General features: G+C 64.0%; 19 protein-coding genes and 1 pseudogene. 15 read left to right on the top strand and 5 right to left on the bottom strand.

What is annotated here, in order from left to right; all coding sequences use genetic code 11:
• Positions 1 to 90 precede the first annotated feature (90 nt).
• A pseudogene (locus V1292_RS20195) lies at positions 91 to 1446 on the top strand (hypothetical protein); the annotation flags it as partial.
• 15 nt (positions 1447 to 1461) lie between these two features.
• Here V1292_RS20195 and V1292_RS20190 read toward each other — a convergent pair.
• Both V1292_RS20190 and V1292_RS20185 read right to left on the bottom strand, forming a co-directional pair.
• Entirely contained in the window at positions 1462 to 2214 is a 753-nt protein-coding gene (locus tag V1292_RS20190; RefSeq protein WP_334374452.1) for an alpha/beta fold hydrolase, read from the bottom strand.
• Positions 2215 to 2289: 75 nt separating this feature from the next.
• Positions 2290 to 3441 carry a hypothetical protein gene (locus V1292_RS20185; RefSeq protein WP_334374451.1) on the bottom strand — a complete coding sequence of 384 codons (1152 nt, stop codon included), beginning with the start codon at positions 3439 to 3441 and terminating at the stop codon, positions 2290 to 2292.
• A gap of 249 nt (positions 3442 to 3690) precedes the next feature.
• On the opposite strand from V1292_RS20185, the gene V1292_RS20180 reads away from it, so the two are divergent.
• Together V1292_RS20180 and V1292_RS20175 are read left to right on the top strand one after the other, a co-directional pair.
• The gene (locus tag V1292_RS20180) at positions 3691 to 3936 is read left to right on the top strand and encodes a zinc-finger domain-containing protein (protein ID WP_057843934.1); all 246 of its coding nucleotides are present in this window, start codon (positions 3691 to 3693) and stop codon (positions 3934 to 3936) included.
• A 7-nt stretch (positions 3937 to 3943) separates the two neighbouring features.
• Positions 3944 to 5146, top strand: a complete 1203-nt coding sequence (locus V1292_RS20175; RefSeq protein WP_334374449.1) for an FAD-dependent monooxygenase — start codon at positions 3944 to 3946, stop codon at positions 5144 to 5146.
• A 31-nt stretch (positions 5147 to 5177) separates the two neighbouring features.
• Here V1292_RS20175 and V1292_RS20170 read toward each other — a convergent pair whose 3' ends face one another.
• Positions 5178 to 5618, bottom strand: coding sequence for a twin-arginine translocation pathway signal (locus V1292_RS20170; protein ID WP_334374448.1), 441 nt, complete (start codon positions 5616 to 5618; stop codon positions 5178 to 5180).
• 668 nt (positions 5619 to 6286) lie between these two features.
• On the opposite strand from V1292_RS20170, the gene V1292_RS20165 reads away from it, so the two are divergent.
• Positions 6287 to 6874: a TMEM175 family protein gene (locus tag V1292_RS20165; RefSeq protein WP_442895622.1), complete on the top strand. Its 588-nt coding sequence runs from the start codon at positions 6287 to 6289 to the stop codon at positions 6872 to 6874.
• On the opposite strand, the gene V1292_RS20160 is transcribed toward V1292_RS20165, so the two are convergent.
• Positions 6871 to 7605: a lysophospholipid acyltransferase family protein gene (locus V1292_RS20160; protein WP_334374446.1), complete on the bottom strand. Its 735-nt coding sequence runs from the start codon at positions 7603 to 7605 to the stop codon at positions 6871 to 6873. The two genes, V1292_RS20165 and V1292_RS20160, sit on opposite strands and share 4 nt — an antisense overlap.
• 103 nt (positions 7606 to 7708) lie before the next feature.
• Here V1292_RS20160 and V1292_RS20155 point away from each other — a divergent pair, with 103 nt between their 5' ends.
• A complete protein-coding gene (locus V1292_RS20155; protein WP_334374445.1) occupies positions 7709 to 8566 on the top strand; it encodes an alpha/beta fold hydrolase in 858 nt (285 codons plus the stop codon).
• A gap of 271 nt (positions 8567 to 8837) precedes the next feature.
• On the opposite strand, the gene V1292_RS20150 is transcribed toward V1292_RS20155, so the two are convergent.
• Positions 8838 to 10460 carry an ABC transporter substrate-binding protein gene (locus tag V1292_RS20150; protein WP_334374444.1) on the bottom strand — a complete coding sequence of 541 codons (1623 nt, stop codon included), beginning with the start codon at positions 10458 to 10460 and terminating at the stop codon, positions 8838 to 8840.
• A 279-nt stretch (positions 10461 to 10739) separates the two neighbouring features.
• Here V1292_RS20150 and V1292_RS20145 point away from each other — a divergent pair, with 279 nt between their 5' ends.
• The 10 genes from V1292_RS20145 (at position 10740) to V1292_RS20100 (ending at position 22352) form a co-directional block, all read left to right on the top strand.
• Positions 10740 to 11870 carry a M20/M25/M40 family metallo-hydrolase gene (locus tag V1292_RS20145; protein WP_334374443.1) on the top strand — a complete coding sequence of 377 codons (1131 nt, stop codon included), beginning with the start codon at positions 10740 to 10742 and terminating at the stop codon, positions 11868 to 11870.
• Positions 11871 to 12129: 259 nt separating this feature from the next.
• On the top strand, positions 12130 to 13071 hold the full coding sequence (locus tag V1292_RS20140) for an ABC transporter permease (RefSeq protein WP_334374442.1): 942 nt from the start codon (positions 12130 to 12132) through the stop codon (positions 13069 to 13071).
• Entirely contained in the window at positions 13071 to 13961 is an 891-nt protein-coding gene (locus V1292_RS20135) for an ABC transporter permease (RefSeq protein WP_334374441.1), read from the top strand. Before V1292_RS20140 ends, V1292_RS20135 begins: the two co-directional genes overlap by 1 nt.
• A 157-nt stretch (positions 13962 to 14118) precedes the next feature.
• Entirely contained in the window at positions 14119 to 15759 is a 1641-nt protein-coding gene (locus tag V1292_RS20130; RefSeq protein WP_334374440.1) for an ABC transporter ATP-binding protein, read from the top strand.
• A 227-nt stretch (positions 15760 to 15986) separates the two neighbouring features.
• Positions 15987 to 17522 carry a M81 family metallopeptidase gene (locus V1292_RS20125; protein ID WP_334374439.1) on the top strand — a complete coding sequence of 512 codons (1536 nt, stop codon included), beginning with the start codon at positions 15987 to 15989 and terminating at the stop codon, positions 17520 to 17522.
• Between the two features lie 6 nt (positions 17523 to 17528).
• Positions 17529 to 18692 carry a M20 aminoacylase family protein gene (locus V1292_RS20120; protein ID WP_334374438.1) on the top strand — a complete coding sequence of 388 codons (1164 nt, stop codon included), beginning with the start codon at positions 17529 to 17531 and terminating at the stop codon, positions 18690 to 18692.
• A 1-nt stretch (position 18693) separates the two neighbouring features.
• Positions 18694 to 20115 carry an amidase gene (locus V1292_RS20115; RefSeq protein WP_334374437.1) on the top strand — a complete coding sequence of 474 codons (1422 nt, stop codon included), beginning with the start codon at positions 18694 to 18696 and terminating at the stop codon, positions 20113 to 20115.
• Positions 20116 to 20205: 90 nt separating this feature from the next.
• The gene (locus tag V1292_RS20110) at positions 20206 to 21096 is read left to right on the top strand and encodes a crotonase/enoyl-CoA hydratase family protein (RefSeq protein ID WP_334374436.1); all 891 of its coding nucleotides are present in this window, start codon (positions 20206 to 20208) and stop codon (positions 21094 to 21096) included.
• On the top strand, positions 21093 to 21770 hold the full coding sequence (locus V1292_RS20105; protein WP_334374435.1) for an esterase/lipase family protein: 678 nt from the start codon (positions 21093 to 21095) through the stop codon (positions 21768 to 21770). The genes V1292_RS20110 and V1292_RS20105 overlap by 4 nt, the downstream gene beginning before the upstream one ends.
• A 165-nt stretch (positions 21771 to 21935) precedes the next feature.
• The gene (locus V1292_RS20100; protein ID WP_334374433.1) at positions 21936 to 22352 is read left to right on the top strand and encodes a hypothetical protein; all 417 of its coding nucleotides are present in this window, start codon (positions 21936 to 21938) and stop codon (positions 22350 to 22352) included.
• Positions 22353 to 22361 lie beyond the last annotated feature (9 nt).

The raw sequence follows: 22361 nt of genomic DNA, 5'->3' as shown, positions 1-22361 counted from the left end.
AAGGTGGTCAGCGATATCAGGAAATCAAGCCGGCGGCCTGCGACTATTGGTGAATTTCGGCGGACCTGCCATTCGGCGGATGCTGCCCAAATGGGGGGAAGCCACATCAGCACGCAGATATTGCGGGCGCGTACCGCTGCGAATTCGCGCTCGGCCTGGATCGCCGCCATCGCCATCCCGTTGATGTTGCTGGCCCCTGCCCTGTGGAATGGCTATCCCCTGCTCCAGTGGGACACTGGCGGCTATCTGGCCCGGTGGTACGAGGGCTACCTCGTCCCCAGCCGCTCCACCACGTTCGGCCTCTATCTTCACTTCGGCGAGGATTCGAGCTTCTGGATCAACCTCGGGATCAACGCGCTGGCGACGCTGTGGATCCTGCAGTTAACGCTGCGTGTGCTTGGTATCTCCGAGCCGCTGCGGCTCCTGGCCATGAGCTTCGTGCTGGCCCTGACCACCTCGCTGCCTTTTCTTGCCAGCACGCTCCTGACCGACATTTTCGCCGGGTTGTCGGTGCTTTCGCTCTTCATCCTGGTCGTGCTCGGCGAGCGGACTTCGATCCCGGAAAAATGCCTGCTGTTCGGCCTCACCGCTTTCGCCGCGGCGACCCACAGCGCGACGCTCGCGGTGCTGCTCGGACTGTGCTGCGTCGGCTGGATCGCGCGTCCCTTTCTGCGCGGGCGGATTTCCGTTTCCGGACTGGCGCAGGGCAGCCTGACCATCGTCGCGGGAGCTGCGCTGTTGCTGTCGACCAATTTCGCATTGTCCGGGAAGCTGGCGTGGACGCCGGGCGGTTATGGCGTCGCCTTCGGACGGATGCTGCAGGACGGTATCGTCGCGCAGTATTTGCGCGATCATTGCCCGAAGCAGAATTTCAAGCTCTGCCCCTATCGAGACAAGCTACCGGCCACCGCCGATCAGTTTCTGTGGGGCAACAGCATGTTCAACACGCTTGGCCGCTTTCAGGGACTGAACGACGAGATGAGTTTCATCGTGCTGCATTCGCTGGCCGAGTATCCGGCCTGGCAGGCCAAGGCGGCGGCTATCGCCACTGCGCAGCAATTCGTCTACGTCGGGACCGGCGAAGGCACCGACGGCTGGCTCGGCCATACCTACGGCATCATCGAGCGCTTTCTTCCCGCACAGGTGAAGCCGATGCGCGCGGCGCAGCAGCAGCGCTGGCACTTCGACTTCACCGCGATCAACCGGATTCACATTCCCGTGGCGCTGGCGTCGATGCTGCTGGCCGTCATCCTGTTCGGCCGCGGCGTGCTGCGCCGACCGTTCGATGATCTCACCTTGCTCGCCGGCACGGTCTCGTTCGCGCTGCTCGGCAATGCTTTCGTCTGCGCCGTGATATCCGGTCCGCACGATCGCTACGGCGCGCGGCTGGCATGGCTTGCGACCACGGTGGTGCTGATCGCGGCGATCAGGCAATTCGCCGGTGAAGACGCGCGCGACCGCTCATTGCCGCCGCGACAGGAAATCGATGACGCCGACTTTGTAGACCTTGTCGCCGACCGCGCGCATGTGATCGCGGTTCGGAATGTCGAGCACCTCGGCGCCCGGAATGATCCTTCCGAGCGCCGCGGCTGAGCCTGCGATTTCATCCCTGGTGCCGACCGCAATCAGAACCGGCACGCGGATCTCGGCGGCTTCATCCGATGTCATCAGCCGCCGCGAGCCGCGCAGGCAAGCGGCAAGCGCGCGATGGTCGGATCGGGTCTGATCGGCGAAGGCGCGAAAGGTGCGGCCGACCGGGTCGGTGACATCCTCCAGCGAAGGCGCTTCCAGTGCGATTGCCACGTTCTCGCCGGGACCGCCGCCCTCGATCAGTCCGATCCCGATGCCGCCGAGAATCGCCGAGCGCAGCCGCTGCGGCTGCTCGCGCGCCAGGATCGCCGTCATTCGCGATCCCAGCGAATAGCCCATGATGTCGGCGCGCTCGATTCCCAGATGATCCAGCAGCGCAATGACGTCGCTTGCCATGATCGCAATTTCGTAAGCAGCGGAATCGTAGAGCTTTTCGGAATCGCCATGGCCGCGATTGTCGAGCGCGATCACGCGGCGGCCGTCTTTCCTCAGATCGGAAACCCAGGTCGGATAAACCCAGTTCACATTCTTGCTGGAGGCAAAGCCGTGCACGAGGACGATCGGATCGCCCTCGCCTTCGTCGAGATAAGCAATTTCGACAGCGCCGTTGTGAAAACTCGGCATCATCAGTTCCATTTTTCGGGGGATTCGGAAATGGTCGGAAATGGACGGCCTGCAATGACTGCAAGTCTAGCCGTGTCAGGCAGCGCCCGCCAGCGCCGGGGCGGCCGGCAAGCATGCTGCCGCCGCCTCCTTTCTCAAGCGCCGCGCTTTCTTGCGGCGAAGCCACGCTTGGGTCGCCCGCTCGGTGGTCGCCTTGATCGACGACAGAAATCCGAACAGCGCCAATAGAGCGCCGAATACCCACATCGTCAGATTGAAAGCGCCGGTTGCCAGCAGCAGCGCGCCGCGGCCGAGCACCTTCAATATCGCGCGGGTCTGGCCGCCCTTGGATTCGGCAAGCCGCGCGGCGCGGGCAATGTCCTTCGGGCTTTGCGCGATGCGCAGTGCGTCGAGCGCGCCACGCGTGCCGGCCTTTTCGCCGACGCGTCCGACATCTTTCGCCAGCCGCACCAGCGCGCCGGCTTTCTCGGCGCGGAACGCCGCCTTGATTGCGCTGATGGTCTGGCCCGGCCGCAGCACCGAGCCTTTCGCGACCGCCTGCTGCAGGACCGGCGCATCGACGACCTCACGCACCGAGCGGCCGGCCCATTGCGTCAGCCCCTCGCCGAGACGTCCGACCTTGCGGGCACTCTTGACAATGCTGAGGCCAGCGCGCACCGGACCAACACCGCCGACCGATACATAGGTCGCCGCGGTCACTGCGAGGCCGACCGTCGCAAGGCCCAGCACCAGCCGGTCCACGTCCTCGCCCGTCGCGAGGTGCTTGCCTTCGCGAACAACGTCCCTGATATCGCCGTAGACGAAGAGATCGCCGGCAACCGTACCCGACAGGCTTGCGACATCGTCGGCATTGCCGACCACGAAACCCGTGGCAAAGCGGTTGGCAAAATGCGACGCCGAGCCTGCGTCAGTAACGGCATCGCTGACGCGCTTCGATAGTTCGTCGCTGACGACAATGCCCTTGTCGCGGGCGAGTTCGACGAAGCTGTTGGCGAGATCGGAATCGCCCTCCGCGAGCGCTGCCTCGATGTGACCGGCGACCAGCGCTTGGTTGGCCCGCAACGCCGAGTTGATCTGGATGTCGGACAGTGTCGCGGGATCGTCCTGCGCGGCCAGGATGGCGCCGGCCTCGCGGGCGTGCGGCCACAGCGCCGCGCACACCGCCACGCTGAGCGCCAGGCATCCTAGCGCCCCTGCCAGAGCCGAACCGAACCGCAATCGCCTCATCCAAAAAAGTCCAATGTTTTCGTCTTTCTCAAGATGGTATGCCGTTTTTAAGACACAACTGCCCCGACGAAAGAAGGGCTTTTCTCCGACGACAGAATTGTGTCGAATTTGCATGAGCAAATGTGCGGCGGGGACATCCCGAATCGGCTCTAGGAATCATCGGCACCCCCCACTATGGTGCGCGGCATTTCGAAGCTGCCGCGTCGCGTTGATTGCGTGCGCTCATCGTTGAAATCCAAGGTGAAGCTGATGTCCGACCATGTCGTCCCGCATTTCCATAACGACGCCGGAGTCTCGGTAATCGAGATCGGCTCGCAGGAATTCATGTGCGTGGGCGCCAAGCCGCCGTTCGATCATCCCCACGTGTTTCTCGACCTTGGCAACGACAACGAGATCATCTGCCCCTATTGCTCGACGCTGTACCGCTTTGCCCCCGACCTCGCCGCAGGCGAAGCCCGCCCGCCCGAATGCGTCCTGAGGGACAAGGTCGCCTGACCTTTCGGTGGCCGCCGCGCGCACCATCATCGTTGCTGGTGCCGGGATCGGGGGACTGACGGCAGCGCTTTCGCTCGCAGCCAAAGGCTTTCGCGTCATCATTCTGGAAAAGGCCGAACGGCTGGAGGAAGCCGGCGCCGGCCTGCAGCTTTCGCCCAACGCCAGCCGGATCCTGGTCGACCTCGGCCTGCGGCCGCGGCTTGCGCCACGCGCCGTGACACCCGAGGCCATTAGTATCGTGAGCGCGCGTGCGGGCGGTGAGATCGCCCGCCTGCCGCTCGGCGAAGCCGCCGGCCTTCGCGCTGGCGCGCCCTATTGGGTGATGCACCGCGCCGACCTGCAAGGCGCCCTGCAGGCGGCGGTCAACGACCATCCGGACATCGACCTGCGGCTTGGTTGCCAGTTCGAAGACGTGACCTCGCACGCCAAGGGGCTCACCGTGGTGCAACGCCGCGGCAATGCACGCCAGCAGGAGTTGGCGGCGGCGCTGGTCGGCGCCGACGGCATCTGGTCCGCGGTGCGGAACCATTTGTTCCCGGAGGCGCAACCGCAATTTTCCGGCCTGATCGCCTGGCGCGGAACCCTCGATGCGACCACGCTGCCGCGCGAATATACCGCTGCCCGCGTGCAGCTCTGGATGGGGCCGGACGCGCATCTGGTCGCCTACCCGATCTCGGCCGCGCGGCAGATCAACGTGGTCGCTATCGTGCCGGGAACCTGGAACAGGCCGGGCTGGAGCGCACCGGGCGACGCCAACGAGCTGAAAAACGCGTTCGCCTCGCAGCGATGGCCTGCGACCGCGCGGATGCTGATCGGGGCCGTCGACGAATGGCGGCGCTGGGCGCTGTTCACGCTGCCCGATGTCGGCGAATGGACCGACGGTGCGATCGCGCTGCTCGGCGACGCCGCGCACGCGATGCTGCCGTTTGCCGCGCAAGGCGCGGGAATGGCGATCGAGGACGCCGCCGTGCTCGCCAAATGCTTGAGCGAAAGCCCCGGCGATCCGATCGCAGGCATCCCGGCGGCACTAAAGCGTTATGGCCGGCAGCGGCGCGGCCGCGTGCTGCGGGTGCAGCGTGCGGCCCGACAACAGGGACGCATCTATCATCTCACCGGACCACTGGCGCTGGCGCGCGACCTTACGATCAAGGCCATGGGCCCGGAGCGGATGCTGGCGCGGCAGGACTGGATTTATAATTGGCGGCTGTGAGCGAAGTTCGACGGCCGCAACCGACAACGTTCTAATTTGCCGACCGGCTTGCCTTCGTACGGCCCTTGGCAACAGGAGCCGGCGCGATCGATGGCGGGACCGGCGCCGGCCTGGCTTCCGGTTTCGATTCCTGGCACCTGTTCTTCTGCCAGGCTTCATCGGCCAGCTTCGACTGTCCGCGCAACGCGATGTAGTCGTTGCGATAGGCGAGCTCCGCCACCATGGGACCGGCGACGCCGGTTTCGGCCTTGGTCATCAGCCCCTGCAACTCCGCGGTGCGCTCCGCGAGCCTCTTGCGCTCGGGCTCAAGCTGCTTGCAATCGTAGAGATCGTATTTGGCAGGATCGGCAAAGGCCGGCGAAATGGTGTCGCTCATCCCGGCGCAACCGGACAGGCCGGCGCCGAGCGCAACCAGCGCCAACGCCGCGAGGCTGCACGAGAATAACCGGCGATGGGACAGCGAGTTGGGCATCGGACCTTCATTAAGTGGATTATCTTGAGATTGCCTAAAGCTCGCCGCAGGTAAACACCCCAAGTGTCCGCATTGAGGCTTTGCTTTGGCGCCGCGCTCACTTAAAGGTGGGGAGCGTTTGGGCCGGAGATTATTCCCAATTCCGCTTCTCCGGAAAACGCGCTAAGTGTCTGATCTTCTAGTGAAAGCGGGCGTGGCGAAATGGTAGACGCAAGGGACTTAAGCATTTGAGTGCTCTTGGGGAAACCCAAGCTGTAGAACTGCTCAAATTCGGGGAAACCTTTCATATGGCAATCCCGAGCCAAGCGCCCGAACCTAACGGTTAGTGCGAAGGTGTAGAGACTAGACGGGCAGCACCTAAAGGCGCGAACGCACCAATGGTGAAGGTATAGTCCAGACCACAAACGAGCCAGCGCGGATGCCCACGCTGGCGAGGCGGCGAAAGCCGTAGCTGGTAAGAAAATCCCTCGGAGGGTGACCTCTGTGCCGGTTCGAGTCCGGCCGCCCGCACCACGCTTCGCCCTGACGGGCTACGCGTGGCGCAGCCACGCTGAGGCCATCGGGGCGAAGCGTGTCCGGCGTAGCTTGAGCGCAGCGAAAGCGAAGACGGACTGGTCGGGCCCTGGCGAGCGCAGCGGAAGCGTGGGCAGATTGGGGAGACTGGGGGGATCACATTGCAGCAAATCCATCTGTTCGAAATGCGCCGGCTGGAGATGCTGAGCAACACCATCTTCGGCGTTGCCATGACGCTGCTCGCCTATGATTTGCCAAAGGCCTCCAGTTTTGCGCAAGCGCCCGATTGGCACGACGTGCTTCGCGTCTACGCCCAGCCCGTCATCGCGCTGACGATCAGCTTCGTCGTCGCCGGCCTGTTCTGGTTCAGCCATCACCGGCGGCTGGCGGTGGCCCCCGAAGCCGGGCGTGGCGTGGTGTTCCTCAATCTGTTCTTTCTGCTGTCGATCATCATCCTGCCGGTGACCAACGGCCTCTATGGCAGCTATCGGCTCGATGGCGTGGTGGCGGTGATCTACGGCTTTCACCTGCTGGCGATCGCAGCGCTGAACGCGGTGTTGTGGGTTCTGGCTCTGCGCGGCCGCCACGATCCGCAATTGCTGGCGACGGCCCTGTTTCCGGTCTGTGTGTTCGTGCTCGGCACGGCGATGGCCTTTATCGAGCCGCGGGTTGCGCAATATATCTGGTGCCTGGCATTTCTCGCGCCCTTTGCCGGCTGGCTCGCCGCGCGTCGCTCTGCCTAGTGCACCTTCGCCTTGCTCAGCGTGAGCAGCCGGCTCGCCTCCTCCGCAATCATCCGCTCCATCTTTTCCTGAAATTCCTTGCGCAGCAGGCCCGGCGCGATCGGCGGCAGGAAGGACAGCGTGATGGTGCCGGAGTGCATGATCAGGGTCTTCTTGCCCCAGAACAGGCCGGAATTGCACGCCGCGGGAACGACTGATACGTCGAGGTTGGTGTAGAGCGCCGAGATGCCAGCCGACTGGAATCTCATCGGCTCATCGATCGCCTGGCGGGTACCTTGCGGAAACAGCAAGACCTGACGGCCCTCGCCGGCCGCTCGCCTGGCTTCATCGACCATCTGGCGCAGCGCATGGCGGCCCGCCGAGCGATCGACCAAAATCATCGGATAGCGCTCCAGGAACCAGCCGACGAACGGCACCTTGCGCAGCTCTTTCTTGGCGACGATGCTGGCGTCCGGGAAAAGCGCGCAGAGCGCCGCGGTTTCCCACAGCGATTGATGGTTGCAGGCGATGATGCAGGGACCGTCGGGCACGTTCTCGCGCCCCTGCACCGTGTAATCGAGGCCTACGACATGCTTCATCAGAAACATGATGCCGTTGACCCAGACCTGCGAAACCGCACGCACCGTCGCGCCGCTCGCATTGAACAGCCACATGAGCGGCACCGTCAGCGACACGGCGAGCGTCAGGATTACCACCGCCGTATCGAATATGATCGATCTCAAATAGTGCAACGATTGTCCCCTTGGGCGCTTTGTGGCCACCCAATACAGCACTTTCCCGCCGTTGCACAATTCCGTCATCGACCGGCCGGAATCGCCTCGTTAGGTTCGTCGCATGCCGGCGTCAGAGCAAATCACCATCGCCCCGCACCTCACCTTCGATGCCATCAGCGTCGGCACGCCCGGCGCGCCGCTGGTGCTGCTGCTGCACGGCTTTGCGGAATCGATGCATTGCTGGCGTGCGCAGGTGACGGCGCTCGGCGATATGGGCTATCGCGCCGTTGCGCCGAGCCAGCGCGGCTACTCGCCGGGCGCACGGCCCGATCCGCGGGAATTTTCGCACTACCTGATCGACCGCCTGATGGACGACGCCTTGGCGATCGGGGCGGCTGCCGGCTATGGCGATGCGCGGTTTCATCTGGTCGGCCATGACTGGGGCGGCAGCATCGCCTGGGGGGTCGCCGACCGCCATCCCGAGCGGCTGGCGTCGCTCACCATTCTCTCGCGACCGCACCCGAACGCGTTCAACCGCGCGCTGGCAACCGACGGCGAGCAGGCGCAGCGCTCAAGGCATCACAAGGCGTTTCTGGAGCCCGATGCCGCCGATGTCGTGCTTGCGAACGATGCCAAATGGCTGCGCGAGCGTCTCGCCGCCAATGGCGTTCCCTCTGATGCGATCGAGAGGCATCTTGCCGTGCTCGGCAACAAGGACGCGATGGAAGCGGCGCTCGCATGGTATCGCGCACGCGGCGCGATCCGCGGCCCGCTCGGTCCGATCCGCGTGCCGACGCTCTATATCTGGGGCGACGCCGACGACACCGTCGGTCGCCCCGCCGCCGAAGGCACGGTGGATTTCATCGCCGCGCCCTATCGTTTCGAGGTGCTGCCCGGCGTCGGGCATTTTGCGGCGGATCAGGCGCCGGAGCGGGTGTGCGAACTTCTGCTGGAACATCTGGCTGCGCATCCCGCGTGAGGAACGCAACGCCCACAAAGATGTTGTCGTGCACAAAATGGAGTATGACAACATGACCAGTGAGAAAGATCGGGAAAAGGCTGCAGCCGAGCGCAAGCAAGCGCGGGATCAGCGCTCCCCGTCGCCGCCACCGCCGCAAGTCTCTCCGCCGCTTGAGAATGACGGCCCGGAACTGGTACGCGATACCCACTGCTGACGATGAAAACAAAAACGCGACGGAGGAACAGTCCTCCGTCGCGCTTTGCTGATGTTCGACTTAAAGCGAACTGCCTTACTCGCTCTTGTCAATGTTCCAGAAGACCGGCGTCGCCGGGCCATCGAGCACACCGGTAAGCGACTTCCGCCACGCGCTCGGCGCGAGATATTGGCCGAGCGGAACGTAGATCACCTGCTCATAGGCTTCCTTCTGGATTTCGGCAGCGATTTTCTTCTGCTCGTCCGGCGAGGTCGCGCGCGCGAACTTGTCCTTCAACTCCTCGATCTTGGCGCTTTCCGCCCAACCGAACCAGCCGCCCTTGGTGCCGCGGCCGCCGATCGACGCGTTGGCGATCGGGTTCATCACGTCGGCGCCGACCCAGTTGGTGAAAAACATGTTCCAGCCGCCCTCCTTCGTGGGCTTCTGGCTGGCGCGGCGTGTGACGACGGTCTGCCAGTCGGTGGCCTGCAGGTCGACCTTGAAGCCGGCGTCGCGCAACAGTTGGGCCGCGACGATCGGCTGCGCCTTCAGCGTGACGACGTCGCCCGGCGCCATGATCACGATCGGGGTGCCATCGTAACCGGACTCGGCGAGCGCCTTCTTGGCTTCCGCCATGCTGCCGGCCTTGGTCAGATTTCCGGCGCCCTCGTCGGTCGCCAGCGGCGTGCCGCAGACGAAGTAGGCACCGCAGATCTTGTAATATTCGGGGTTGCCGACCAGCGCGTCCAGAACGTCCTTCTGGTTCATCGCCAGCAGCGCGGCGCGGCGAACCTTGACGTTATCGAAGGGCGGAAGGAGGAAGTTCATCCGGCCGAGCGTCTGGAAGCCGAGCTTGTTCAAAATCTCGATCTTGATGTCCTTGTTGGCTTTCACCACGGGCAACAGATCGAACGACGGATTTTCCATGAAGTCGATATCGCCGGACTGCAATGCGTTCACCGCGGTCTGCGCATCCGGCATGGTGATCCATTCGACGCGATCGACCTTCGCGACCTTGCCGCCGGCGGTCCAGCTCGGCGGCTCCTTGCGCGGCACGTAGTCCGGGTTCTTTTCATAGGCCGCCTTCACGCCCGGCTGGAATTCCGACTGCACGAATTTGAACGGGCCGGATCCGATATGTTCCTTGATCTGCTGACCAGCCGGCGTTTCCGCGAGCCGCTTGGGCATCATGAACGGCGTATAGGACGACGGCTTGCCGATCGATTCCAGCACCAGGCCGTAGGGCTCCTTCAGTTTCAACGCAAAGCTCTTGGCGTCGATCGGCTCGATGCTGGCGGTGAAATCCATCAGCTTCTGGCCCATATTGTCGTTGCGGCCCCAGCGCTTCAGAGAGGCGACGCAGTCTTCCGCCGTCACCGGCGCACCATCGTGCCACTTCAAGCCATCGCGCAAGGTGAACGTATAAGTCAGCTTGTCATCGCTGACTTTCCAGTCCGCCATCTGGGGCTGGACCTTGAAATTGGAATCGGTCGCCAGCAGCGTATCGTAGATCATGTAGCCATGATCGCGGGTGATGTAGGCGGTGGTGAAGCCGGGATCGAGAACGCGCAGATCGGAGTGCATCACCGCGGTGATGGTCTTCTTGCTGGCGGCCGTGGCCTGCGAGGTCGGGCCTATCGACGTCAGCGCCGCCGACAGCGCAAGCACCGACAACGCAGTCGCTATCGTGGGACGTTTCCAACGCATGATGTGGAACATTCGATCTCCTCCTGACGTGAAACTGTTCAATGTCCGCTGATTCATTATGCATGCGGTTCGTTATTTGGGCGAACTAACACGCTGTAAATCCTGACTATTTGAAGACTTGCATCAAGCGCGCGGCGCGTCAATCCGCTTTGACGTGGCCACCGCGCTGCGGATACCGCGGGACGCGCGTTCATGTTTCACTTTACAAATCCGCGCGAGATCATTCTCGTACGCGGCGGGGCCGGTGCCCTATCGGTCGAAACCCAAGATTAAGAAAACCAAGAGAAGTCCATGAACCCAGCCAATCTTCCCTTTGATTCCGAGGCCATGCTGCAGGGGTTGCGCGGCTGGGTGGAGTGCGAAAGCCCGACCTGGGACAAGGCTGCGGTGGAACGCATGCTCGACCTCGCCGCGCGCGACATGGCCATTATGGGTGCGACCATCGAGCGCATCGCCGGCCGCCAGGGATTTGCCGGCTGCGTCCGCGCCCGCTTTCCTCACCCGAAGCAGGGCGAGCCCGGCATCCTGATCGCCGGCCACATGGATACTGTCCACCCCGTCGGCACCATCGAAAAGCTGCGATGGCGGCGCGAGGGCAACAAATGCTTCGGCCCCGGCATCTTCGACATGAAGGGCGGCAATTACCTCTCGCTGGAAGCGATCCGGCAACTGGCCCGCGCCGCGTTCACCACGCCGCTGCCGATTACGGTGCTGTTCACGCCCGACGAGGAAGTCGGCACGCCCTCGACCCGCGACATCATCGAGGCGGAAGCCGCGCGAAACAAGTACGTGCTGGTGCCGGAGCCCGGACGGCCGAACAATGGCGTCGTCACTGGACGCTATGCGATTGCGCGCTTCAATCTGGAGGCCGTCGGCAAGCCGAGCCATGCTGGCGCCACGCTTTCTTCCGGCCGTTCCGCGATCCGCGAAATGGCACGCCAGATTATCGCGATCGACGGCATGACGACCGAAGATTGTACGTTCTCGGTCGGCATCGTGCATGGCGGCCAGTGGGTCAATTGCGTCGCCACCACCTGCACCGGCGAAGCGCTGAGCATGGCCAAGCGCCAGGCCGATCTCGATCGCGGCGTCGAGCGTATGCTGGCGCTGTCAGGCACCAGCAACGACGTCACGTTCACGGTAATCCGCGGCGTCACCCGCCCGGTGTGGGAACCAGATGCCGGCACCATGGCGTTATACGAAAAGGCGTGCCGGATTGCCGCGCAGTTGGGCCTCGAACTGCCCCATGGCAGCGCCGGTGGCGGATCCGACGGCAATTTTACCGGCGCCATGGGCATCCCGACGCTCGATGGCCTGGGCGTCCGCGGCGCCGATGCGCATACGCTGAACGAGCATATTGAAGTAGACAGCCTCGCCGAACGCGGCCGGCTGATGGCGGGGCTGCTCGCGACGCTGGAGTGAAGTGCATCTGGGGGCGATGCGAAGCATCGAACTATGGGGCGCCGTTGCGCCCCAGAGAATCTCGAGATTCCGGGTCTGGTGCTAACGCACCATCCCGGAATGACGAAGAGAATGACGCACGCATTTCGTCCCACCGCCTAGCTGCATCGCAAAAAACGCAGGCGCAATGGCACGGGACTTGCTGAAATGCTACGCTGGTGGCGCGGAAACCAAGTCTAAGGGCAGCGCTGCTCAATTCACCTACAACTAACGGATCAAGATGCTCGGATATCTGCTTCGCCGCATTCTCGCCGCCATTCCCGTGATGGGCGTGGTGGCGCTGTTTGTGTTTCTCCTGCTGCGGCTGACGCCCGGCGATCCCGCCGCGATTCTGGCCGGCGACAACGCAACGCCCGAACAGCTCGAGCGCATCCGCACTTCGCTCGGCCTCAATGAGCCGCTCTACACCCAATTCTTCACCTGGATCGGCAAGCTGCTGCAAGGCGACCTCGGCGTCTCCTTGATCTCCAACGTGCCAGTCTTGAAGATGATCAGTCAGCGCGTCGAGCCGTCGATCTCGATTGCCCTTTCCACGATCATTCTGGCTATTGTCGTTGCGGTGCCGCTCGGCGTGATTGCGGCGTGGAAGCACGGCACCTGGATCGACCGCTTCGTAATGGGCCTGTCGGTGGTCGGCTTCTCCGTGCCGGTGTTCGTGATCGGCTATGTGCTGATCCAGATCTTTGCCATCGAGCTGCGCTGGGTGCCGGTGCAGGGTTTCCGCAGCATCACGGCCGGCTTCGGTCCGTTCTTCGAGCGCATCATCCTGCCGACCTGTACGCTCTCCTTTATCTATGTCGCGCTGATCGCGCGCATGACGCGGGCGGCGATGCTGGATGTGCTCGGCGAGGACTACGTCCGCACCGCGCGCGCCAAAGGCATCAGCGAGACCGGCGTGCTGCTGCGCCATGCCCTACGCAACGCCGCCGTGCCCGTCATCACCGTGATCGGAACGGGATTCGCGCTGCTGATTTCCGGCGTCGTGGTCACCGAAAGCGTGTTCAACCTGCCCGGCATCGGCCGCCTGACCGTCGATGCCGTGCTGGCGCGCGATTATCCCGTCATCCAGGCGATGATCCTGTTGACGTCGCTGATCTATGTCACCGTCAATCTCCTGATCGACGTCGCCTACACCCTGCTTGATCCGAGGATTCGCTACTGATGGCGATCGAAACCCTTCCCGAACCGTCAATCCCTGTCACCACGCCGTTCCGGCCGACACTTGGATTCCTCACGGCGACGCCGATCATCGCGACCGCGACTGTCTGCCTCGCACTCATCATCGCGATGGCGATCGCTGCCCCCCTGCTCGCGCCGCACGATCCGCAATTGCTGGCGCCGGCACAGCGGCTGAAACCATCAAGCGCACAGTTCCTGCTCGGCACCGACGCGTACGGCCGCGACGTGCTCTCGCGCATCATCTATGGCGGCCGGATTTCGCTCCTGATCGGTCTGGGCGCAGCGGTCTTCTCGATCGGCATCGGCCTCGTGATCGGCCTCGTCTCCGGCTTCTTCAAATGGGTCGATGCCGTCATGATGCGGGTGATGGACGGCCTGATGGCGATCCCTTCCATCCTGCTCGCAATCGCCGTGGTGTCGCTGTCCGGCGCCAGCCTGATGACGGTGCTGGTGGCGATCACCATTCCCGAAATTCCGCGCGTGGCGCGGCTGGTGCGCTCCGTCGTGCTGTCGGCACGCGAGGAGCCTTATGTCGAGGCCGCGATCTCGGTCGGCACCAGCCTGCCCAAGATCATGTGGCGGCATTTGATGCCGAACACGGTGGCGCCGCTGATCGTGCAAGGCACTTACGTCGCCGCCTCCGCCATCCTTACCGAGGCGATCCTGTCGTTCCTCGGCGCCGGCATCAGCCCGGAAACCCCGACCTGGGGCAATATCATGGCCGAGGGCCGCGCCTACTTCCAGGTCAAGCCGTCGCTGATCTTCTGGCCGGGGCTATTGCTGTCGATCGCGATCCTCAGCGTCAACCTGATCGGCGACGCCGCCCGCGACGCGCTCGATCCGCGCATGAAACAACGGGAGGCCGGGAAGTGACGGCTTCAATTCAATTGAAGCCGTCATCCCGGGGCGATGCGAAGCATCGAACCCGGGATCTCGAGATTCCGGGTCTGGTGCTATCGCACCATCCCGGAATGACGACCGATCGATTTCGTCGCATACGCTCCTCGCAATGACGGCAGAACACACTGAAATGAAAAACATCGTCCTCGACATCGACAACCTCGTCGTCGGCCTCGGCAAAAATCCTTCCGGCCAGCGCATCATTGACGGCGTCTCGCTGCAGGTGCGCGAGCGCGAAACCCTCTGCGTGGTCGGCGAAAGCGGCTCCGGCAAATCGGTGACGTCGCTGACCGTGATGGGGCTGTTGCAGAAAGGCGCGCTGGTGCCCTCGGGCGGCAGCATCAAGCTGGTCGGCGAGGAACTGCTCACCGCCACCGACAAGCGCCTGCGGCAGTTGCGCGCCACGAGGATGGCGATGATCTTTCAGGAGCCGATGACGGCGCTCAATCCGGTGGTGCCGGTCGGCCGCCAGATCGACGAAGTCTTGCGCGCCCACACCGATCTCGACGCCCGCGCCCGCCGCCAGAAGATTTTGGCAATGATGGAGCATGTCCGGTTGCCCGACGTGGAGCGCATCTTTGCCTCCTACCCGCACCGACTATCGGGCGGACAGCGCCAGCGCATCATGATTGCGATGGCGCTGGTGCTCGAACCGAAGCTCCTGATCGCGGACGAGCCAACGACGGCGCTCGATGTCACCACGCAGAAGCAGATACTGACGCTGATCCGCGACCTGCAGCGCGATCACGGCACCGCCGTGCTGTTCATCACCCATGACATGGGCGTGGTCGCCGAGATCGCCGATCGCGTCGCGGTGATGCGCTACGGCCGGCTCGTCGAGACCGGCACGCTCGACAGCATTTTGCGCTCGCCGACCATGGAGTACACCCGCAACCTGCTCTCCTCGGTGCCGAGCCTGGTGCCGCGGGCGCCCCGCGCGGAGACCGAAGAGCCGGTGGTGCTGGAAGCCAACGAACTGGGCAAGGTCTATCGCGAGCGTTCTTTCCTCGGAAAGGCGCGCGAAGTCGCCGCCGCCAAGGACGTCACCCTCACTTTGCGCAAAGGCCGCACGCTCGGCATCGTCGGCGAAAGCGGCTCGGGCAAGTCGACGGTGGCGCGCTGCATCGTCCGCCTGATCGATCCGACTTCCGGCGGCGTGCGGCTCGCGGGCCGCGAGATCTCCGACCTCTCGCGGCGGCTCTTGCAGCCGCACCGCAAGAAGATCCAGATCATCTTCCAGGACCCCTACCGCTCGCTCAATCCGCGCGTGACCGTCGGCGAAACCATTGCCGAGGGCCCGATCAATTACGGCATGCCGCGTGCCGAAGCGCTGGCGAAGGCGCGCGAGCTGCTCGAACTGGTCGATCTGCCGGCCGATGCCGTGTCGCGCTATCCGCATCAATTCTCCGGCGGACAGCGTCAGCGCATCGCGATTGCGCGCGCGCTCGCGCTCGACCCCGACGTGCTGGTTGCGGACGAAGCGGTCTCGGCGCTCGACGTCTCCGTGCAGGCGCAGGTGCTCGAACTGCTCGACGAAATCCAGAAGCGGCTGGGCATTGCGTTGTTGTTCATCACCCATGATCTTCGCGTCGCGGCGCAAATCTGTGACGACGTCGCTGTGATGCAGCATGGCCGGATCGTCGAACAGGGCCCGGCCGCGCAGGTGCTGACCCACCCGCAGCAGGCCTATACCAGGGCATTGCTCGATGCCGCCCCCGGCCGCGGCTGGGATTTCGCCAATTTCCGGCCTGTGGAAGTGGCGGCGGAATAATCAAGCGCGCCGTCATTCCGGGGCGATGCGCAGCATCGAACCCGGAATCTCGAGATTCCGGGTCTGGTCCTTCGGACCATCCCGGAATGACGAACTCTCAATTCATCGTCTTGCTTCGCGTAGCTATTCCGTACCACGCGGCATGCAAAACGGAATTGCTTCACTCCTTGCGCTTGCCACGATGTCCCGCTTAACGTCCCCCAACCAAAAACATTGGCTGAGGCACTATGACCCGCATCGCCGTTGGCGGCTTCCTGCACGAGACCAACACTTTCGCGCCGACCAAGGCGACCTATGCTGATTTTGTTCATGGCGGCGGTTGGCCGGCGATGGCGCATGGGCCCGATGTCCTCAAGGTCATGCGCAAGATCAATGTCGGCCTTGCCGGCTTCGTCGAGGCGGCCGAAGCCAATGGCTGGGAACTGGTCCCGACCATCTCCGCAGCCGCCAGCCCGTCGGCGCATGTCACGACCGATGCCTTCGAACGCGTCATGAAGGAGATGGTCGACGGCATCGCCAATGCCGGGCCGATCGATGCCGTCTATCTCGATTTGCACGGCGCCATGGTGACCGAACATTACGACGATGGCGAAGGTGAAATCCTCGCGCGCGTGCGCAAGGTGGTAGGCCCCGATCTGCCGCTGGTCGCAAGCCTCGATCTCCATGCCAACGTCTCGCCCGAGATGATCGCGCATGCCGATGCGCTGATCGCCTACCGCACCTATCCCCACGTCGACATGGCCGACACCGGCCGCGCCAGCGCCAAACACCTCGCGCTGCTGCTGAAGACCGGACAGCGCCTTGCAAAAGCGTTCCGGCAACTGCCGTTCCTGATCCCGATCTCCTGGCAATGCACCAACGACCAGCCGACCAGGAGCATTTACGAGCAGCTCGCGGCGCTGCAAAGCGACGCCGTGCCGACGCTATCCTTTGCGCCGGGCTTCCCGGCTGCGGATTTTCCCCATTGCGGGCCGAGCGTGTTCGCCTATGGCAGGACGCAGGCCGACGCGGACGCCGCCGCCGACAAGATCGTCGCGCTCGTCGAGGGCCATGAAGACGATTTCGACGGCAGCATCTATTCGCCCGATGATGGCGTGCGCCTCGCCATCGAGCTTGCGAAAACGGCCAAGAAGCCGATCATCATCGCCGACACCCAGGACAATCCCGGCGCCGGCGGCGATTCCGACACCACCGGCATGCTGCGCGCCCTTGTGCGCAACAACGCATCCCGCGCCGCCACCGGCGTGATCTACGATCCGGAGTCGGCCAAGACGGCGCATGCGGCGGGCGTCGGCGCCACCGTGACGCTGGCGCTCGGCGGCAAATCGGGCATCCCGGGCGATGCGCCATACAAGGAAACGTTCGTCGTCGAAAAATTGTCGGACGGAAAATTCGTGGCGCCAGGCCCCTATTACGGCGGCCGCGACATGGACATGGGCCCCTCGGCCTGCCTGCGCATCGGTGATGTCAGGGTCGTCGTGGGCTCCTACAAGGCGCAGCTCGCCGATCAAGCGATGTATCGCTATGTCGGCATCGAGCCGACCGAACAGAAAATCCTGGTCAACAAGAGCTCGGTGCATTTCCGTGCCGACTTCGAACCCATCGCCGAAAAGCTTTTGATCTGCGCGGCCCCAGGCGCGATGCCGGCCGATACCGCAGCGCTGCCCTGGACGCGGCTGCGTCCGGGCATCCGCCTCAAGCCGAACGGCCCCGCCTTTTCCCCATTCGCTCCCTCACGCTCAAAATCCTCAGTCACGGGATAACCAGACATGCCCATCATCGAACGCATCGGCGGCTATGCCGAGGAACTCACCGCCATCCGCCGCGATCTGCATGCCCATCCCGAGATCGGCTTCGAGGAAGTGCGCACCTCGGGCATCGTCGCCGAGAAGCTGAAGGGTTGGGGCATCGAGGTCCATCGCGGCCTCGGCGGCACCGGCGTGATCGGCGTGCTCAAGGGCAAGGGCGATGGCGGCAAGCGCATCGGGTTGCGCGCAGACATGGACGCGCTGCCGATGGAAGAGAATACCAACCTGAAATGGCGCTCGACCATTCCGGGCCGCTTTCACGGCTGCGGCCATGACGGTCATACCACCATACTGCTCGGCACCGCACGCTATCTGGCCGAGACGAAGAATTTTGACGGCACCGTGCATTTCATCTTCCAGCCCGCCGAGGAAGGCCTCGGCGGCGCGCGCGCCATGATCAAGGATGGTCTGTTCGAAAAGTTTCCCTGCGACGAAGTCTATGGCCTGCACAACGCGCCGGATCTCAATCACGGCGAGATCGCGATCCTGCCCGGACCGGCGATGGCAGGCGCCGATTTCTTCGACATCACGATCCAGGGCTACGGCGCGCATGGCGCGATGCCGGAGCGCTCCAAGGATGCGGTGGTGATCGCGACCACGCTGGCGCAGGCCTTGCAGACAATCGTCAGCCGCAACGTCGATCCCTTGAAGGCTGCGGTCCTGTCGGTCACGCAGATCCATGCCGGCTCCGCGAACAACGTGATCCCCGGCGAGGCCAGGCTCGGCGGCACGGTGCGCGCCTTCGACGACGGCGTGCGCGCGCTGATCCGCGATCGCATGCGCAAGATCTGCGCCGGCGTTGCCGCGACGTTCGAGTGCGAGATCACGGTCGACATCCGCGACACGTTCAGCGTCCTCGTCAACGAGGAAGAACAATCCAGAGTGGTCGAAGCGGTGGCGAAGACCGTGGTCGATCCGTCCAGCGTGCTGACGCGCTCGGCGCCGAAGATGGGGAGCGAGGATTTCGCCGACATGATGCAGGTGGTGCCCGGCGCCTATTTCTGGATCGGCCACGACGGCTCGGTGCCCGTGCACAATCCCGGCTACGTCCTCGACGACAAGATCCTGCCGATCGGCGCCAGCATGTTCGCCCGCATCATCGAAACCCGTTTGCCGGTAGGTTAGCATGCATAAACCAGCCCCCGAGGAAGAGGTCACCTCGCTGCATGACCTCTCCGCCACCGACCTGATCGCCGGCTATCGCGCCAAGCAGTTCTCGCCCTCGGAAGTGCTGGAGGAAGTGATCGAGCATGTCGCGGCCTGGGAGCCGCACATCAAGGCGCTCTATTTGTTCGATCCCGACGGCGCGCGCGCGGTCGCGAAAGCGTCGAGCGACCGCTGGCAGAAGGGTGAACCTGTAAGCACGCTCGACGGCGTGCCGGTAACGATCAAGGACAATATCGCTACCAAAGGCCAGCCGATACCGCTGGGCGCGGCCAGCGTGAAGCTGGTACCGGCAGAAAAGGACGCGCCGCCCGCCGCACGGCTGCGCGAAGCCGGCGCGATCATCTTCTCCAAAACGACGATGCCGGACTACGGCATGCTGTCGTCGGGCCTCTCCAGCTTCCATCCCCTCACCCGCAACCCCTGGGATCTCAGCAAGAATCCCGGTGGGTCGTCTGCCGGCGCTGGCGCGGCAGGCGCGGCCGGCTATGGCCCGCTGCATCTGGGCACCGACATTGGCGGCTCGGTGCGGCTGCCGGCCTGTTGGTGCGGTCTCGTCGCGCTGAAGCCTAGCCTCGGGCGCGTTCCGATCGATCCACCCTATGTCGGCCGGGTCGCAGGTCCCATGACCCGCACCGTCGACGACGCCGCGCTGATGATGTGCGTGCTGGCGAAGCCGGACCGCCGCGACGGCATGAGTCTGCCGGCTGACAGCAGCATTCACTGGAAGACGCTCGACAAGTCGCCGCGCAAGCTGCGCATCGGCCTGATGCTCGACGCCGGCACTGGCCAGCCGCTTGAGCAGGAAGTGCGTGACGTAGCAGTCAACGCCGCCAAGGCGTTCGAATCCGCCGGCGCGATCGTCACCGAAGTCAATGGCATCCTGACGCGCGAGATGGTCGACGGGCTCGATAATTTCTGGCGGGCCCGGTTGTGGGACGATCTCTCAAAGCTTTCGCCCGAGGAGCGCGGCAAGACGCTGCCTTACATCCACAAATGGGCAGAGGCCGGCGCAAGGCTCTCCGGTGTCGACGTCGTCAGAGGTTTTAACGCCACCATGGCGATCCGCGCCGCGGCAGCAAAGCTGTTCCACGAGCTCGACTACGTGATCTCCCCGGTGTCGCCGGTGGTGAACTTCCCGGCCGAGTTCGCTGCTCCCATCAACGATCCCGACAGGCCGTTCGAGCACATCTGCTATACCGTGCCGTGGAATATGGCGGAAAACCCGGCGCTCTCGATCAATGGCGGATACGACGCCAGGGGATTTCCGATCGGCGTGCAGATCATCGGCCGCCGCTTCGACGATCTCGGCGTGCTCGGCATGGCCAAGGCGTTCGAGGGCCTGCGCGGTGCGCAGCGGCCGTGGCCGTCGCCGCCGAAGTAATTGTCATCGTCATTCCGGGGCGGCGCGTAGCGACGAACCCGGAATGACGACGTAACAATCAAAAATGCAGAACAGCAGAGGGAACACCCAATGGCGTACGAGACCATCACGTACGAGGTCGACGATCAGATTCTCACCATCACGCTGAACCGGCCCGACAAGCTCAACGCCTTCAACGGCACGATGCAGCAGGAACTGATTGACGCGTTCGACGCCGCCGACAAGGACGACAATGTCCGCGCCATCATCGTGACCGGCGCGGGCCGCGGCTTCTGCGCCGGCGCCGATCTTTCTTCCGGCGCCAATACGTTCGACCGCGACGCACGGCGTGGCCCGGTGACGCGGCTCGCGAGCGGCGCGGTCGATTACAGCGATCCCATGGTGCGCGATGGCGGCGGCCAGGTGACGCTGCGGATATTCAAGTGCCTGAAGCCGGTGATCGCGGCCGTGAACGGGCCAGCGGTCGGCATCGGCGTCACCATGCAGCTCGCGATGGACATTCGCATCGCCTCAGAGGCCGCGCGCTTCGGCTTCGTGTTCTCCCAACGCGGCATCGTGCCGGAGGCGGCCTCAAGCTGGTTCCTGCCGCGCATCGTCGGCATCTCGCAGGCGCTGGAATGGTGCTATTCGGGCCGCGTGTTCCCGGCGCAGGAAGCGCTCGCCGGCCGCCTCGTCAGCAAGGTGGTGCCGCCGGACGATCTATTGCCGACCGCACGCGCACTTGCCAAGGAATTCGCCGCCAAGACCGCGCCGGTCTCGGTGGCGCTGATCCGCCAGATGATGTGGCGGATGCTGGGCGCCGACGATCCGATGGAAGCCCACAAGGTCGACAGCCGCGGCATCTACGCCCGCGGCCGCTCGGAAGACGTCAAGGAAGGCGTGGTGTCGTTCTTGGAAAAACGCCCGGCAGAGTTCAAGAACAAGGTGTCGAGCGACATGCCCGACTATTTCCCGTGGTGGACGGAGCGGGAGTATAAGTGAGCGACCGGCCGGCTTCGGCCGACGCGACGCGAGACGGCGTCATCCTGCTGCATGGCATCAGCAGGACGGCGCGATCGTTTCGAAGAATGCAGACGGCAATCGAGGCTGCCGGGCTGACGGCGCTTAACCTGGATTATGCGAGCCGCCGAAGGGCGCTGGACGCGCTGGCGGAGGACATCCATCCTTCCATCCAGCGCTTTGCCGATGGCGTTGCCGGTTCCGTCCATTTCGTGTGCCATTCCATGGGTGGACTGCTGGCTCGCGTCTACATCGCCAGACACCGGCCGCAACGTCTGGGCCGTGTTGTAATGATCGGCACGCCGAACAGCGGCAGCGAGATCGCCGACCGCCTGAAGAATTTCGGACCCTACCGCGCCTTCTTCGGACCGGCAGGACAGCAACTCGGCACCCAGCGCGACTCCGCCATCGAAGCCCTGTTTCCGCCGGTCGATTATCCCGTCGGCATCATCGCCGGAAACCGCTCGATCTATCCGATCGCCTCGGCATTCTTGCCGAAGCCGCATGACGGACGGGTGTCGGTGGCGAATACCAGGCTCGACGGCATGACAGGTCACATCGTGATCGGTGCGTCGCATCCCTGGCTGGTGCGCAATCGCGTTGCGATCGAGCAGACGATTGCGTTTGTTCGAACCGGCAGTTTTCGCGAGATTTAGCCGAGGCGCTCTACGCTAAGTCGGTCGGTCGGCGGCGGGCAAATTAACGTCGCACGTCGCTTTTTGATCCATGTTCATTGAGCATGGAGCCGCGCTCCCGTCCCGCTGCAATTGCGACATCGCGCTGCGATATTGTCATCCAATCCAACTACCGGACCGATATCGATGCGCTTTCGCCTGCGGATGCTCATTTTGGCACCCCTCGTCCTCGCCGGCTGTGCCGATCGGGAGGCCGAATGGGCACGGCGAGGCCGGGAAAGCCTCGTTGGTCTCGACCAATCGGCGATCCGCATGTGTGCCGGTCTGCCCACGGGCACGACAAAGGATGGCCGTGGCGAAATCTGGATGTATGAGCACGCGACCAGTCCTCCCGGCGGGGTACTGCCGCCCACTGTCACAATCCCGCCCGGGCTGAACATCGGCGGCCAGCCTCCAACAGGCTACTGTCGCGTTCAGCTCCGCTTCGTCGCTGGCAAGGTCGCGCAAGTACAGTATGCCGGTGCGACCGATATCGGCAACGCACAGGATGCAGCCTGCGGTCAGATCGTACGGACGTGCTTACGATATGCCGAAGCGCGGTGAGGAAACTTC

The sequence above is a fragment of the Bradyrhizobium sp. AZCC 1719 genome (genome assembly GCF_036924525.1).
In the GTDB taxonomy this organism is placed as follows: domain Bacteria; phylum Pseudomonadota; class Alphaproteobacteria; order Rhizobiales; family Xanthobacteraceae; genus Bradyrhizobium.
The sequence above is the reverse complement of the archived record's forward strand: the minus strand, read 5'-3'. Positions and strand labels throughout refer to the sequence as shown.